At 48.9% G+C, this 14,112-nt stretch carries 11 protein-coding genes; 8 read left to right on the top strand and 3 right to left on the bottom strand.

Annotated elements, in window-relative coordinates; translation table 11 throughout:
• Nucleotides 1-32: 32 nt before the first annotated feature.
• The 8 genes from Q4Q50_RS16745 (at nt 33) to Q4Q50_RS16710 (ending at nt 10,288) form a co-directional block, all read left to right on the top strand.
• Complete coding sequence (locus Q4Q50_RS16745; RefSeq protein ID WP_311900320.1) at nt 33-1,364, top strand: DEAD/DEAH box helicase; 1,332 nt, start codon at nt 33-35, stop codon at nt 1,362-1,364.
• 138 nt (nt 1,365-1,502) lie between these two features.
• Nucleotides 1,503-2,087 (top strand): GNAT family N-acetyltransferase, encoded by a 585-nt coding sequence (locus Q4Q50_RS16740; RefSeq protein WP_311900319.1) that lies wholly within the window; start codon nt 1,503-1,505, stop codon nt 2,085-2,087.
• 148 nt (nt 2,088-2,235) lie between these two features.
• The gene (locus tag Q4Q50_RS16735) at nt 2,236-3,045 is read left to right on the top strand and encodes a M48 family metallopeptidase (protein WP_012197572.1); all 810 of its coding nucleotides are present in this window, start codon (nt 2,236-2,238) and stop codon (nt 3,043-3,045) included.
• Between the two features lie 217 nt (nt 3,046-3,262).
• On the top strand, nt 3,263-3,880 hold the full coding sequence (gene bamJ, locus Q4Q50_RS16730; RefSeq protein ID WP_006083907.1) for a BamJ family beta-barrel-assembly machinery protein: 618 nt from the start codon (nt 3,263-3,265) through the stop codon (nt 3,878-3,880).
• Between the two features lie 71 nt (nt 3,881-3,951).
• Entirely contained in the window at nt 3,952-4,764 is an 813-nt protein-coding gene (dapB, locus tag Q4Q50_RS16725) for a 4-hydroxy-tetrahydrodipicolinate reductase (RefSeq protein ID WP_006082785.1), read from the top strand.
• Between the two features lie 168 nt (nt 4,765-4,932).
• Nucleotides 4,933-6,093, top strand: coding sequence for a glutamine-hydrolyzing carbamoyl-phosphate synthase small subunit (gene carA, locus Q4Q50_RS16720; RefSeq protein WP_311900318.1), 1,161 nt, complete (start codon nt 4,933-4,935; stop codon nt 6,091-6,093).
• 27 nt (nt 6,094-6,120) lie between these two features.
• Nucleotides 6,121-9,345 carry a carbamoyl-phosphate synthase large subunit gene (gene carB, locus Q4Q50_RS16715; protein WP_311900317.1) on the top strand — a complete coding sequence of 1,075 codons (3,225 nt, stop codon included), beginning with the start codon at nt 6,121-6,123 and terminating at the stop codon, nt 9,343-9,345.
• Between the two features lie 208 nt (nt 9,346-9,553).
• Nucleotides 9,554-10,288, top strand: coding sequence for an RluA family pseudouridine synthase (locus Q4Q50_RS16710; protein WP_311900315.1), 735 nt, complete (start codon nt 9,554-9,556; stop codon nt 10,286-10,288).
• Between the two features lie 59 nt (nt 10,289-10,347).
• On the opposite strand, the gene Q4Q50_RS16705 is transcribed toward Q4Q50_RS16710, so the two are convergent.
• The 3 genes from Q4Q50_RS16705 to mgtE form a co-directional block, all read right to left on the bottom strand.
• Nucleotides 10,348-11,121: a substrate-binding periplasmic protein gene (locus tag Q4Q50_RS16705; protein ID WP_311900314.1), complete on the bottom strand. Its 774-nt coding sequence runs from the start codon at nt 11,119-11,121 to the stop codon at nt 10,348-10,350.
• A gap of 214 nt (nt 11,122-11,335) precedes the next feature.
• Nucleotides 11,336-12,424 carry a methyl-accepting chemotaxis protein gene (locus Q4Q50_RS16700; RefSeq protein ID WP_011847555.1) on the bottom strand — a complete coding sequence of 363 codons (1,089 nt, stop codon included), beginning with the start codon at nt 12,422-12,424 and terminating at the stop codon, nt 11,336-11,338.
• A 303-nt stretch (nt 12,425-12,727) separates the two neighbouring features.
• Nucleotides 12,728-14,101: a magnesium transporter gene (gene mgtE, locus Q4Q50_RS16695; RefSeq protein ID WP_311900313.1), complete on the bottom strand. Its 1,374-nt coding sequence runs from the start codon at nt 14,099-14,101 to the stop codon at nt 12,728-12,730.
• Nucleotides 14,102-14,112: the final 11 nt, after the last annotated feature.

Raw genomic sequence — 14,112 nt, 5'->3', positions numbered from 1 at the left:
CTTTCGCTCCCATGTTTTGATCCGGTGTTGTGATGACCTTTCCTGAGCTTTCTTCTTCCCCTGAGTCGTTAACTTTTGCTGAGCTTGGCTTAAATTCGGCGTTACTTGAGGTTTTACCTGCAAGTCTTAAACATCCGACAAAGGTGCAGCAACTGGCGATTCCGGCCATTCTTGCGGGACGGGATTTGTTAGCCTTAGCACAAACCGGTAGCGGGAAAACCTTAGCTTTTGGTTTGCCACTTCTACAACAACTTTTGTTGCAACAGCAAACACAGTTGCAGGGCACTAAGTCTGTGCCGCCCTCAAATGCGCTGGCGTTAGTGCTGGTTCCTACACGGGAATTAGCGCTGCAAGTGACTGAGGCGCTGCAAACAGTGGCGAGTCAGTTATCGACTTCGTTGAACATTCAGCTTCTGTGTGGCGGGGTCGCATTGGAAGACCAATTGGCCGAACTCACTGCCAAGCCGCAGGTGTTAGTGGCAACCCCAGGGCGTTTACTGGATTTATGTAAACAATCTCACATCAGCCTCGATTCGATAAAACATCTAGTACTGGATGAGGCTGACCGCTTGTTGGAAATGGGGTTTTGGCCTGATGTGCAAAAGCTGATGGCGTTTATGCCCAAGCTTAAGCAAACCTTGTTATTTTCTGCCACGCTGCCCGAGGCTTTGGATACATTGGCGGGCAAGCTGCTGGCGAATGAGCCGCTGCGGGTCGAAGCCCACAAGGTGAATTCAGTGGCTGGTGAAATCGAAGAGCAGCTCTATTTAGTCAACAAGGGCAGCAAAGCACAGGCATTGATTGCGCTGTTAAAACAGTATCAATGGCCGCAGGTGTTGGTGTTTATCAGCGCCCGCGATGATGCCGATGCCGTCGCTAAACGGCTCGCTAAAGCGGGGATGAAAGTTGCCGCGCTGCACGGTGAAAAAGAGCAAACCGTTCGCAGCCAAACCTTGGCCGACTTTAAAGCCAATCGGATCCAAGTATTAGTGGCGACAGATTTGATGGCGCGCGGCATTCATGTTGATGCCTTGCCTGTCGTCATCAATTTGGATTTGCCCATGAGTGCGCCTGTGTACGTGCACCGCATTGGCCGCACCGCCCGCGCTGGCGAAAAAGGGCTGGCGATTTCCCTCGTGTGCCACGGTGAAATGACTACCTTAACGGCGATCCGCAGCTTAACCGCGCGGGAGTTACCGCTGGCATTATTGGCTGACTTTCCGGTAACGGATAAGCCGAGTGAAAATACCAGTGATGGCACCGCAGAGAGCAAGGTTGAGCGTAAGCGACCACCGCGGGATAAACAGGCGAATCGCCGTAGCATCAATAAGCATAGCGCCAAAGAGTTTAAAGGTAAGCGCTGAGCTTGAAGCTATCCATAGCGTCCAAGCTCGGCGCGCAGCTATCACTAAACCGATAACAGAATAAAGCGCATTGGCTGCTGTTAACGCTTTCGCTCTGGGTGTAACTTAGTGACTTATTTACATTAAGGGAGCTAAGTTATGGCATCGACATTGGCGTTAAGCAAAGCACTTCATAAAGTGGTGAATAACGGTTTAACAACCGAGCACTTTGTGCTTAGGCCATTCCAGCGAGCGGATCTTGAGGCTTTTACCGCCTATCGAGCCGACCCTAAGGTCGCTAAATATCAAAGCTGGACGGATTACCGCTATAGCGATGCAGTCGCGCTGTTCGACAATATGGATTACGCACAATTTGGTGCGGCGGATACGTGGTTTCAACTTGCGATTGTCACTGCCGCGTCGGGAGCAACACCGACCGCGCTCGTTGGCGATCTGGCGTTGCACTTTATTGATGAGCAGCAGGTGGAAATCGGTTTTACGATTGCGCCTGAGCATCAAGGTAAACATGTCGCTTTTGAGGCCGTCAGCGCATTGCTGGATTACCTCTTCATTGAATTACATAAGCATCGCGTTATTGCGATCACAGACGCACAAAATCTTGCCAGCTGTCGCTTACTCGAAAAACTCCACTTTAGGCGCGAAGCCCATTATGTGAAAAACATCTTCTTTAAGGGCGCGTGGGGCGATGAGTATCTCTACGCCTTGTTAAAAGAAGAGTATTAATTCCCTTTAGGTGCAAGGTATCGATAACGCTCGTCGCCAGTGTTTCTCTATTTGGCTTATCGACCCTATCTCAGTAAAATCTCTTTATTAGTTGAGCCCGTTTGGCTCAAGGATCTTCACGCCCGTCATGGGATTTAAGGAGTGCCACATGAAATCAATGCGTTTAGGCTTAGTGGGTTTGGCGGTCGTGCTCGGATTATCGGCCTGCGCGACCACGCAATCGCCAACAGGGCGGGGGCAGACTTTGCTCTTTTCAGCGGCGCAGATGCAGCAGATGGGTGATGCTTCTTTTGAAGAGATGAAAAAGCAGCAAAAGGTGAGTAGCGATAAAAAGCTGACGCAATACGTGAATTGTGTCGCTAATCGGGTAACAGCAGTGCTGCCGGATCAAACCCAGCGCTGGGATGTGGTCTTGTTTGACTCTGAACAAGTTAACGCCTTTGCACTGCCGGGCGGCCATATTGGTGTGTATAGCGGCTTACTTAAGGTCGCCAATGGTCCTGATCAGCTTGCTACTGTGCTTGGTCACGAAGTGGCGCACGTATTGGCGCAACATGGTAACGAGCAGGTTTCTCGTGGACAGTTAACGGGCGTCGGTATGCAAATAGCCGATGCGGCGTTGGGGGCGAGTGGCGTGTCGAATCGCGACTTATATATGTCGGCGTTAGGACTCGGTGCTCAGGTTGGGGTGATTCTGCCCTTTGGTCGCGCTCAAGAGAGCGAAGCCGATGTGATGGGCTTAGAGCTGATGGCGAGAGCCGGTTTCGATCCGGCGCAAAGTGTGACCTTATGGCAGAACATGTCGAAGGTGGGCGGCAGTCAGGGGCCAGAATTATTATCGACTCATCCATCGAACAGTAATCGCATCGCTCAGTTGCAACAACTGCAAGGGCAGATGCAGCCACTCTATGCCAGTGCTAAAACCCAAGTGAAGAATCAATGTGTGGCGCCGAAATAAGCTGCACGCTGCATAGCGAAGTGCCACTTAGCTGAGTGTTAGCGGTTGTTTTCTGGTCGATATGCGTCCTTAGCCTATTTACGCTTTTGGATAAATACGCAATAAGTGTGTAAAAAAGCCGCCTTAGTTAAATAAGCAGTCAGTTTATCAGCATAGGTCGCGGAACTATGGTAAACTGGCGCGCAAAATTCCACTGATAAATTGAGAGTCGTTAATTATGTCTGATAAATTCAGTACTGTTGAACAGCAAGCAAGCTACGGTGTAGGCCGTCAAATGGGTGAGCAACTGGCCGCCAATTCTTTTGATGGTGTGGATATTCCAGCCGTTCAAGCGGGTTTAGCCGATGCGTTTGCCGGTTTAGAAAGTGCTGTGTCTATGCAAGATCTGCAAGTTGCGTTCACTGAAATCAGCGGTCGTATTCAAGCTGCTCAAGAGCAAGCTGCTGCAGCTGCGTCTGCTGAAGGCGATGCCTTCTTAGCGGAAAATGCTAAGCGTGATGGCGTGACTGTGACTGACTCTGGTCTGCAGTTCGAAGTATTAGTCCAAGGTGACGGTGCTACTCCAACTTACGAAGATACAGTGCGTACTCACTACCATGGTTCTTTCATCAATGGTGATGTGTTCGATAGCTCTGTGGTTCGTGGTCAACCAGCTGAGTTCCCAGTATCTGGCGTTATCGCTGGCTGGACTGAAGCACTGCAACTGATGCCAGTTGGCACTAAGTTGAAATTATTTGTGCCACATCACTTAGCTTACGGTGAGCGCGGCGCGGGGGCATCAATTCCTCCTTATTCAACTTTGGTATTCGAAGTTGAATTATTAGATATCATCTAATATTGATAAAACGCCTAAGCCTGTCTTAGGCGTTTTCTTATGGAAGACAAAGAAAGATTGAGGAGATTGAAATGAGTGGACAAGTGAGAGTGGCAATCGTCGGTGCCGGTGGTCGTATGGGACGCACTCTTATTGAAGCGGCTTACAATCACGACCATATATTGCTGGGTGCCGCTATTGAGCGCGCTGGCTCTAGTTTAGTGGGCGTGGATGCGGGTGAGCTAGCTGGTGTGGGTAAATTAAAGGTCATGATCATGGATTCGCTGGATTACGCGACCGATGATTTTGATGTCTTGATTGATTTCACTGCGCCAGACGCCAGTATTGTCCATTTAGATTGGTGTGTGCGCCATAAGAAAGCCATGGTGATCGGCACAACCGGTTTCAATCATGCTCAAAAAGAACAGATCAATGCTTTTGCCGAGCAAACGCCGGTCGTGATGGCGCCGAATATGTCAGTGGGTGTCAACCTGATGTGGAAATTACTCGAACTGGCTGCCGAAGTCATGGGTGATTACACCGATATCGAAATTATCGAAGGTCACCACAGACACAAAAAAGATGCGCCGTCGGGTACAGCCCTGAAAATGGGTGAAGTGATTGCTAAGACCTTAGGTCGCGATCTTGAGAAATGTGCCGTGTATGGCCGCGAGGGGATCACTGGTGAACGCGATCGTGAAACCATAGGTTTTGCGACTATTCGTGCCGGTGACTTAGTCGGTGAACATACGGCCATGTTTGCCGATATCGGTGAGCGTTTAGAGATCACCCATAAAGCCTCGAGCCGTATGACCTTTGCTAACGGCGCTATGCGCGCCGCCCACTGGCTCGTGGAGCAAAAGCCGGGCTTGTATGATATGCAGCAGGTTTTAGGTTTGCATTAATATTAAAAACGCCGATATGGCGTTTTTTTTTGCACCCAGATACCAATGGGTGGACGGTTTCGCGTTTTTCCTGTAAACTCGCTGGAATTTGTCAAAATTTCGTAAATTAGCGGAAATTGGTATCTTAACATAACATAAAAACATTATATTTCAGTGGCTTGGCTCTTTATGGAGGTCGCGTTGACAAAGTCTGCCTTACTCGTACTCGAAGATGGAACTGTATTCTCTGGCACAGCAATTGGTGCCGATGGTCTCTCTGTTGGTGAAGTTGTTTTTAACACTTCCATGACAGGTTACCAAGAAATTTTAACTGATCCATCCTACTCACGCCAGATTGTAACATTAACCTACCCACACATAGGCAACACTGGTACCAATGATGAAGATGTTGAATCCGATGGGGTTCACGCTTGTGGTCTTATCATTCGTGATCTTCCGCTCATCGCAAGTAGTTTCCGTAATCAACAAAGCTTAAGTGATTATCTCAAAGCGAACAATGTCGTTGGCATAGCAGATATCGATACCCGCAAGTTAACGCGTATTCTCCGTGAAAAAGGTGCACAAGCCGGTTGTATTATGGCTGGTGCAGACTTAGACGAAGCAAAAGCGCTCGCCGCTGCCAAAGCCTTCCCCGGTTTAAAAGGCATGGATCTCGCTAAAGAAGTCACAACCGATAAAACCTACACATGGCGCAAAGGTAGTTGGCGTTTAGTCGGCGGTTTACCTGCAGATACGCCAGCAAATGAGCTTAAATACAAAGTAGTAGCCTACGACTACGGCGTTAAGCAAAACATTCTGCGTATGTTAGTGGACCGCGGCTGCGACGTCACTGTTGTGCCAGCTAAAACCTCTGCCGCCGACGTGTTAGCGATGAATCCCGATGGTGTGTTCCTGTCGAACGGCCCTGGCGATCCAGAACCATGCGATTACGCGATTGAAGCGATTCAACAAATTCTGAAAACCGACACACCGATTTTCGGTATCTGTTTAGGTCATCAGTTGTTGGCTCTGGCCTCAGGCGCAAAAACCTTAAAGATGAAGTTTGGTCACCACGGTGCAAACCACCCAGTGAGCAACATCGAGAAAGGTAACGTGATGATCACCAGCCAAAATCACGGTTTTGCTGCCGATGAAAGCACGCTACCCGCCAACATTAAGGTGACGCATAAGTCGCTGTTTGATGGTTCACTGCAAGGTATCCATCTTACGGACAAACCTGCGTTCAGCTTCCAAGGTCACCCTGAAGCGAGCCCAGGCCCGAACGATGCCGCCCCGCTGTTCGATCACTTTATCGAGCTTATTGAACAATACCGTCAGAACGCCAAGTAGTACGCTAGCTAGGAGAAGAGAGAAGCAATGCCAAAACGTACAGATATAAAGAGTATTCTTATCCTAGGCGCCGGCCCAATCGTGATTGGTCAGGCATGTGAATTTGACTATTCTGGCGCACAGGCGTGTAAAGCGCTGCGTGAAGAAGGCTACCGTGTCATTCTGGTGAACTCTAACCCTGCCACCATTATGACTGACCCAGAAATGGCCGATGCTACTTATATCGAGCCGATTCACTGGGAAGTGGTCCGTAACATTATTGCTAAAGAACGCCCAGATGCGATTCTGCCAACCATGGGTGGCCAAACCGCACTGAACTGCGCATTAGAACTCGAAGCTAAAGGCGTACTGAAAGAATTTAACGTCGAGATGATTGGCGCGACCGCCGATGCCATCGATAAAGCTGAAGACCGTAGCCGCTTTGATAAAGCGATGAAAAGTATCGGTCTTGACTGCCCACGTGCGGGCATTGCCCACAACATGGAAGAAGCTTACGGCGTACTCGATCAAGTGGGTTTCCCTTGTATTATCCGTCCATCCTTTACTATGGGTGGCTCGGGCGGCGGTATCGCCTACAACAAGGAAGAGTTCGAAGAGATCTGTTCACAGGGCTTAGAGTTATCGCCAACGAGTGAACTGCTGATCGACGAATCACTGATCGGTTGGAAAGAATACGAGATGGAAGTGGTCCGTGACCGCAACGATAACTGCATTATCGTCTGCGCCATCGAAAACTTCGATCCTATGGGTGTACATACTGGCGACTCTATTACCGTTGCGCCAGCACAAACCCTGACAGACAAAGAATACCAAATCATGCGTAACGCCTCTATGGCCGTACTGCGTGAGATTGGTGTTGAGACAGGCGGTTCGAACGTACAGTTTGGTATCAACCCGAAAGATGGCCGTATGGTTATCATCGAGATGAACCCACGTGTATCGCGCTCTTCAGCATTGGCATCAAAGGCAACGGGTTTCCCGATTGCGAAAATCGCCGCTAAGTTAGCGGTTGGTTTCACCCTTGATGAGCTGATGAACGACATCACTGGCGGTCTTACGCCAGCGTCATTCGAGCCTGCTATCGATTACGTTGTGACTAAAGTGCCACGCTTTAACTTTGAAAAGTTTGCTGGCGCCAATGATCGCTTAACCACACAGATGAAATCTGTGGGTGAAGTGATGGCGATTGGCCGTACTTTCCAAGAGTCACTGCAAAAAGCCTTACGTGGTTTAGAAGTTAACCGTAACGGTTTAGACCCTATCACTGACATGTCTAAGCCTGAGGCGATGGCGCGTATTCGCCTTGAGCTGAAAGAGCCTGGTTGCGACCGTATTTGGTACATAGCCGATGCGATGCGTGCGGGTTTGAGCTTAGATGAAATCTTTAAGCTGACCAATATCGACCCTTGGTTCCTCGTGCAAATCGAAGAGCTGGTTCAGCTTGAAGGTGTTGTTGCTGACGCGGGGCTTGCGGGTCTGGATATCGACTTACTGCGTAAACTGAAACGTAAAGGTTTTGCTGATGCGCGTCTGGCCGATGTATTAGGCGTGAACGAAGCCGAAGTGCGTAAGCTGCGTGACAAGTTTGACCTGCACCCAGTCTACAAGCGTGTGGATACCTGTGCGGCTGAGTTTGCAACAGACACAGCTTACATGTACTCAACGTACGAAGAAGAATGTGAAGCTAACCCATCGACCCGTGACAAAATCATGGTGTTAGGTGGCGGGCCAAACCGTATCGGTCAAGGTATCGAGTTCGATTATTGCTGTGTACACGCGGCGTTAGCGCTACGTGAAGACGGTTATGAAACCATCATGGTGAACTGTAACCCTGAAACCGTTTCAACCGACTACGACACTTCAGACCGTCTGTACTTCGAACCAGTCACACTGGAAGACGTATTAGAAATCGTCCGCATCGAGAAGCCAAAAGGCGTTATCGTGCAGTACGGTGGTCAAACGCCATTGAAATTGGCCCGTGCCTTAGAAGCCGCTGGCGTACCTGTCATTGGTACTAGCCCAGATGCCATCGACCGCGCCGAAGACCGTGAGCGTTTCCAGCAAGCGATTCAACGCTTAGAGATGAAGCAGCCTGAAAACGATACCGTGACTACGGTTGAAGGTGCTGTGATTGCCGCCGAGCGTATCGGTTATCCGTTAGTTGTGCGTCCATCCTATGTACTGGGCGGCCGCGCGATGGAAATCGTCTACGACAAGCAAGATTTGCTGCGTTACTTCAATGAAGCCGTGAGCGTATCGAACGCATCGCCAGTATTGCTCGATCGTTTCTTAGATGATGCGATTGAAGTGGATATCGACGCAGTATGTGACGGTGAAATCGTGGTGATTGGCGCGATTATGGAGCATATCGAACAAGCGGGTGTTCACTCAGGTGACTCAGGTTGTTCGCTGCCGCCATACACGCTAAGCCAAGAAATCCAAGATCGCATGCGCGTTCAAGTCGGCAAGTTGGCGATGGAACTCGGTGTTGTCGGCCTGATGAACGTACAGTTTGCCGTGAAAGATAACGAAATCTATATGATTGAAGTTAACCCACGTGCTGCCCGTACTGTGCCATTCGTGTCTAAAGCGACCGGTGTGCCTTTGGCTAAGATTGCCGCGCGCGTGATGGCGGGTCAAAGCTTAACGTCGCAAAACTTCACTAAAGAAGTGATCCCACCTTTCTACTCAGTGAAAGAAGTGGTGTTGCCCTTTAACAAGTTCCCGGGTGTTGACCCACTGTTAGGCCCAGAAATGCGCTCTACCGGTGAAGTCATGGGCGTGGGTGATACGTTCGCCGAAGCCTATGCCAAGGCGCAGTTAGGGGCCACTTCTGAAGTGCCTAAGTCGGGTCGTGCATTATTGTCTGTGCGTAACAGCGATAAGAAACGCGTTGCCGATTTAGCGGCTAAGTTAATCGAGCTCGGTTACCAAATCGATGCCACTCACGGTACTGCGATTATCCTTGGCGAAGCGGGTATCAACCCACGTCTAGTGAACAAGGTACACGAAGGTCGTCCACACATTCTCGATCGCATCAAGAATGGTGAATACACTTATATCGTGAACACTACCGAAGGTCGCCAAGCGATTGAAGATTCTCGTCAATTGCGCCGCGGTGCACTGCGTTACAAAGTTAACTACACGACGACCATGAACGCTGCATTCGCCACTTGTATGGCCCATGCCGCTGATGACCGTACTAACGTGACGTCAGTACAAGAACTGCATTTACGCGTACTGGCTAAATAAGCCACAGCGTTAATGCCGTGAATTAGAGGGCCGCATAACTTAGGTTATGCGGCCTTATTATTTAGGCCCGTGTCTGTTTTTCTAAGTTAATGAGTCTGTTTTATCGAATTATTGGGTCTATTTTATTTAGCCTGTTTTATTGAGTTGTGCAGTTTGTTTTGAGTATGACTTCACTCATTTTATTGCCCATTTAGGTTGCCTGAAAACTATGTCTGCTCCTGCCGATAGCCCTGCCAAAGTTGATACTTTTATTGCGCCGCCTTGCCTCGGGCAAATACGCGTGCTTTATCAAGATAGCGACATTCTGCTGATTGATAAGCCGAGTGGATTATTGAGTTTGTCGGGGAAGAATCCGCTCAATCTCGATTCAGTGCATTATCGCTTAGTACAGGATTTTCCGACGGCCACTTTGCTGCACAGGCTTGATTTTGGCACTTCGGGCATCATGCTGGTGGCGCTAAATAAAACCGTGAATGGCTTGCTGACCAAGCAGTTTCAGGCGCGCACAGTCGAGAAGCGTTATACCGCCTTGCTGCACGGGCATGTCGCCGCTGACAGCGGGGTGATTATTTTGCCGATCGCTAAAGATAGTGATCATTTCCCACTACAAAAGATTTGCCACAGCACAGGTAAACCTGCGATCAGCGAATATCGGGTGCTGGAACGGTTAACCGACCCTTTTGCCACGCGGGTCGAATTTACCCCTGTCTCTGGCCGAACCCATCAACTGCGGATCCACAGCCAGCAATTTGGCCACTCGATTCTGGGATGCGATCTCTATGGTGGCGTGGGGGAGAGCACGGCTGATAAAGCTGATGCAGCTGATCCAGACATGACTAAGAGAGTGAGTAACAGCAGATTAATGCTACATGCGACCCGCTTAGCGTTTAATCATCCTATTACGGGTGAGCGTATCGACTGGCTTTGCGAGTGTCCTTTCTAAGTGCTTGCTGAAGAGTCATAGAGTTTAGCATTCAGCACTTAAGACCTAGAACAATGGGTTTAGTGACCTAGCCCGATACGTTCGGTCTGCATGGGCGGCGCATCATTGGGGAGCCAAGTATGGTAAATCGTTGCGAAAGTACCATCCGCTTTTATCGCTTCTAGGGCGCTTTTCCACTGCTCGATCACCTCATTGGGCGTGCCTTGCGAGAAGGCAATATACAGATGGTTAGCGCTAATAGTGAAGAGGGACTCTACATCATCAATACTGGCGCCCGCATCCGATAAAATACTTGGCGCGGTAAGATTAGCATTACACCAAATGTCGATGCGGTGCTTCATCAATTGTTTCGCACTCAACAAGGGAGTTGATGAGGCGGCGACATTGGTAAAGCCGTGTTCGGTAAGCAAGCGCTCCTCCACTGAGGCACGATAGACACCAATTGCCTTCGCCGTTTTAGCATCTTCTATCGAGGTAATTTTTATGCCGCTATTTTTTAAGGCATAAAAATTGGTCGTGCCGACAGCAACGGGTCCTATCATAGTAAACATTTGCTCCCTTTCTGCGGTGCGCGTCATAGTGAACAACACAGTATTGGGCTGCTCGGTCAGCATTTTCCAGCCGCGAGCCCAAGGTACAACTTTAATTGGATCTGGGTTATTGATGCGTTTTTGAATTTCTTCTACGACTTGCACCGCTAAACCAGCAGGTTTGCCATCGATAGAGAAACTGATCGGTGACCATTCTTCTGTATAGATGTTTAGCGGCTGTGCGCGCAGGGGAAAAGCGCCGCAGAAGATAAGTGATAGCAAAAAGCTTGTGACTAGTTTCATTAATAACCCTAAAAATTAGAATGTTATAATTGAGTCTCACTGCTTGCTCTTGAAACGATTAAAGATGAACGCTGTGTTCAAATCAAGTATAGCTAGGGGTTCATTTTCTAAGAGTAAATTTAATATACCGTTTTGAACGATAAAAAAGAGCGCGAGTATGGCGCTCTTAGGTGGGTATTTTTATCAATGCTGACCTAAGCCTGTTCGATAAACATCAGGCTCGATAAACATCACGCATCAGATTATCAATGCAGTGGACAACACGCATACTGGCGTCTTCCATTGAGTGCAGTTGTTTAACCATTTCAGGCAGATTACCTTTTTGCCTGGCATTGAGCGCGGCTTTACCCGCTTCGTGCACCGCTTTATGTGGTGCATCTAAGGCTTTGAAGTTACTCAAATGCTGATAATTCTCAGCACCAAAACCTTTGAAATACCATTGTCCGAGACGGCACTCAGTGTGCGAGTTCACACTGTGGTTATGCTGTGGTTTTTCAATTAATTGATAAACGCTGCTTTTCCAGACAGCGTGGTCGAGCTTAGTGGTATTTAAGAATGACGCGGTAGCAGCGTTATGGATAACCTGCTGCATTTGCTTTGAGCGATGCAGTACATCTTCAACCACTTGGCCGATTTGGGTAGAAGAGCTGGCAACATCGATAGCGCTGCTTTGATTGTTATGGACAATTTCTTTAATTTCAGCTGCTTGAATGACGATTTGTTTCACGAGTTTTTCAATGTGGCTACTGGCTTCGTGGGCTTTACTGGCAAGTTGGCGCACTTCATCGGCAACTACTGCAAAACCGCGTCCTGCTTCACCTGCGCGGGCGGCTTCAATGGCGGCATTCAATGCCAGCAAGTTCGTCTGTTCTGAGATACCTTGAATTGCGGCAACAAACTGGTTGATTGAAGAGGTCGTCGCATCTAGCTCAGTAACGGCTTTCATGCTGCTCGACGCTTGCTCATTAATATAAGTCGCCCGTGTGCCTAAACTTGCCACGGCGATGCGGGTTTGATCAAAAATCTTATCAAGTTCTGACAGTGAATCCTGTTCGGATGTAAGTAATTCGGCGCTATTGGCTAAACCTTCGCGCACCGCATTGAGCATTTCTCCACCTTGGTTTTGGCAGGCTATCACCTCAGTGTAGTGATCCGCATTTTGCCGCGATTGCTGCTGCATAGTCTCATTTTCACGGATCATGCCACGCAGTTCATCGATTTCATTTTGGCGTTGTTGTTCTAGTTGGATAAGCCGCTCTTTAAGCGCCTTATTTTCAGCTTTGAGCTGGGAATTAAACCACATAAAAAGACCTCTAGCGTCGCAAGGACTATGGCTATTGCTTATCGACTTACAGTGACTAGACTCAGCGGTAAATACTGCAATGTTAATAAGAAGTAAAACTATTCAGGTGTTGAAATATTAACTGATCCTTTGGCTTTATTCTTAATTTTTTTGAGGTTATTGTCGCTTTTATGCGTTGGCGCAAATTAACCTTATTTTTGAGTGAAAAGTGAACCAAGCTAAGGCTAAATCTGGGCCAAGTAGCTGGTTCACTTTGAGGTTTTCGGCTATTGATTAGCGCTATGTCAGGCTCTATGGCATGCTTTATGGCATAGGTAAGTCGAGTACCATAGTGGCAATGCTGAAATATATAAGCACGCCTATGATGTCGGCGATGGAGGTGATCAGTGGCGCACTTGCCGCCGCAGGATCCATCTTTAACTTGCTCAGTAAGAAAGGCAGTGACATACCAATCAAGCTACCAATAATCACCACTATTTGCATAGTGAGCGCGACAACCAGCGCGATTTCAGGGCCGCCACGCCAGAAGCCGAGCAGTGATACGGCCGCCGCCATGCTGGCACCTAATAATCCGGCGACAAATAACTCACGGCCCAACATAGATAGCCAGTCCTTGAGTACCACTTCTCCCGTGGCTAACCCGCGTACCATTAAGGTCGACGATTGTGATCCCGCATTACCGCCGCTATCGATCAGTAGCGGTAGGAAGAATACCAAGGAAACATAACTGGCAATTGTGTCTTCGAAGAAGGCGATACCGGCTCCTGAGAAGATATTGCCAAACACCAAAATCACCAGCCAAACCACGCGCTTGCGGTAGAGTAAGCCTATGCTGGCTGTCTTAAGGTTATGGTCAATATTGCCGATGGCCGCTGTTTTCGTGAACTCAAGATCCGCCTGTGAGCTGGCAATATCCATAGCATCATCATAGGTGACGATACCGACAAGCTGGCCTTTGCCATTGACTACAGGCAGTGCCATCAAGTCGTAATGGGCGATCATCTGCACCGCTTCTTCACGAAAGGCATTCGCATCGAGCGCGACGGGATCGGGCTTCATAAAATCGACCACTCGCTCGTGCGGCTGCGCCAGCAATAGCTGTCTTAAAGACACAGTACCAATCAAGCGACCTAACATGTCCACCACATAGGTTTGATAAATGGTTTCCTTATCGGCGGCCTCAGTGCGTAGGGTATCAATGGCTTCTGCCGCTGTATGGCGGCTATTGAGCAAGGTGTAATCTGAGGTCATGACCGCGCCGACCTTCGCCTTGTCATAGGCGGCGAGGGTGCGCATATCTTCCCGTTTGGCTAATGCGAGCGCAGGTAAAATGGCCGCTTGCTGGGTTTCATCGAGCAGATTGTAAAGGTCGGCACGTTCATCGGCCGCCATGTGTACTAGCAGCGCAGAAAGCGTGGTTTTGTTTAGCTGCTGAACTAAGCTCGCCTGCAATTCGTCGGTCAGGTAGCGGAACAGATTGGCGCACACCTTAGGTGAGGCCAGTTGCAACAATAGGACTTGTTGCTCTTGATTAAAGACGTTAAATACCGCTGCAATATCGGCAGGGTGGCGCTTTTCGGCTAATTCAGCCATAGCGCTGGCACTGCGTTGTTCGATAATCATTTGCAGGTTATGGATGATTTTTTTAGTGTTGTTTGTGCTGTTATTCATGTTCATAGTTCATTCTC

Source organism: Shewanella scandinavica (assembly GCF_031932065.1).
Taxonomy (GTDB): Bacteria; Pseudomonadota; Gammaproteobacteria; order Enterobacterales; family Shewanellaceae; genus Shewanella; species Shewanella baltica.
This window is presented reverse-complemented; position numbering and strand designations above follow the sequence as displayed.

Bases quoted from the DNA above. Each gene is read 5' to 3' on its own strand.
- Q4Q50_RS16745 (WP_311900320.1), top strand. From the start codon at position 33: ATGACCTTTCCTGAGCTTTCTTCTTCCCCTGAGTCGTTAACTTTTGCT.
- Q4Q50_RS16740 (WP_311900319.1), top strand. From the start codon at position 1,503: ATGGCATCGACATTGGCGTTAAGCAAAGCACTTCATAAAGTGGTGAAT.
- Q4Q50_RS16735 (WP_012197572.1), top strand. From the start codon at position 2,236: ATGAAATCAATGCGTTTAGGCTTAGTGGGTTTGGCGGTCGTGCTCGGA.
- bamJ (WP_006083907.1), top strand. From the start codon at position 3,263: ATGTCTGATAAATTCAGTACTGTTGAACAGCAAGCAAGCTACGGTGTA.
- dapB (WP_006082785.1), top strand. From the start codon at position 3,952: ATGAGTGGACAAGTGAGAGTGGCAATCGTCGGTGCCGGTGGTCGTATG.
- carA (WP_311900318.1), top strand. From the start codon at position 4,933: ATGGAGGTCGCGTTGACAAAGTCTGCCTTACTCGTACTCGAAGATGGA.
- carB (WP_311900317.1), top strand. From the start codon at position 6,121: ATGCCAAAACGTACAGATATAAAGAGTATTCTTATCCTAGGCGCCGGC.
- Q4Q50_RS16710 (WP_311900315.1), top strand. From the start codon at position 9,554: ATGTCTGCTCCTGCCGATAGCCCTGCCAAAGTTGATACTTTTATTGCG.
- Q4Q50_RS16705 (WP_311900314.1), bottom strand. From the start codon at position 11,121: ATGAAACTAGTCACAAGCTTTTTGCTATCACTTATCTTCTGCGGCGCT.
- Q4Q50_RS16700 (WP_011847555.1), bottom strand. From the start codon at position 12,424: ATGTGGTTTAATTCCCAGCTCAAAGCTGAAAATAAGGCGCTTAAAGAG.
- mgtE (WP_311900313.1), bottom strand. From the start codon at position 14,101: ATGAACATGAATAACAGCACAAACAACACTAAAAAAATCATCCATAAC.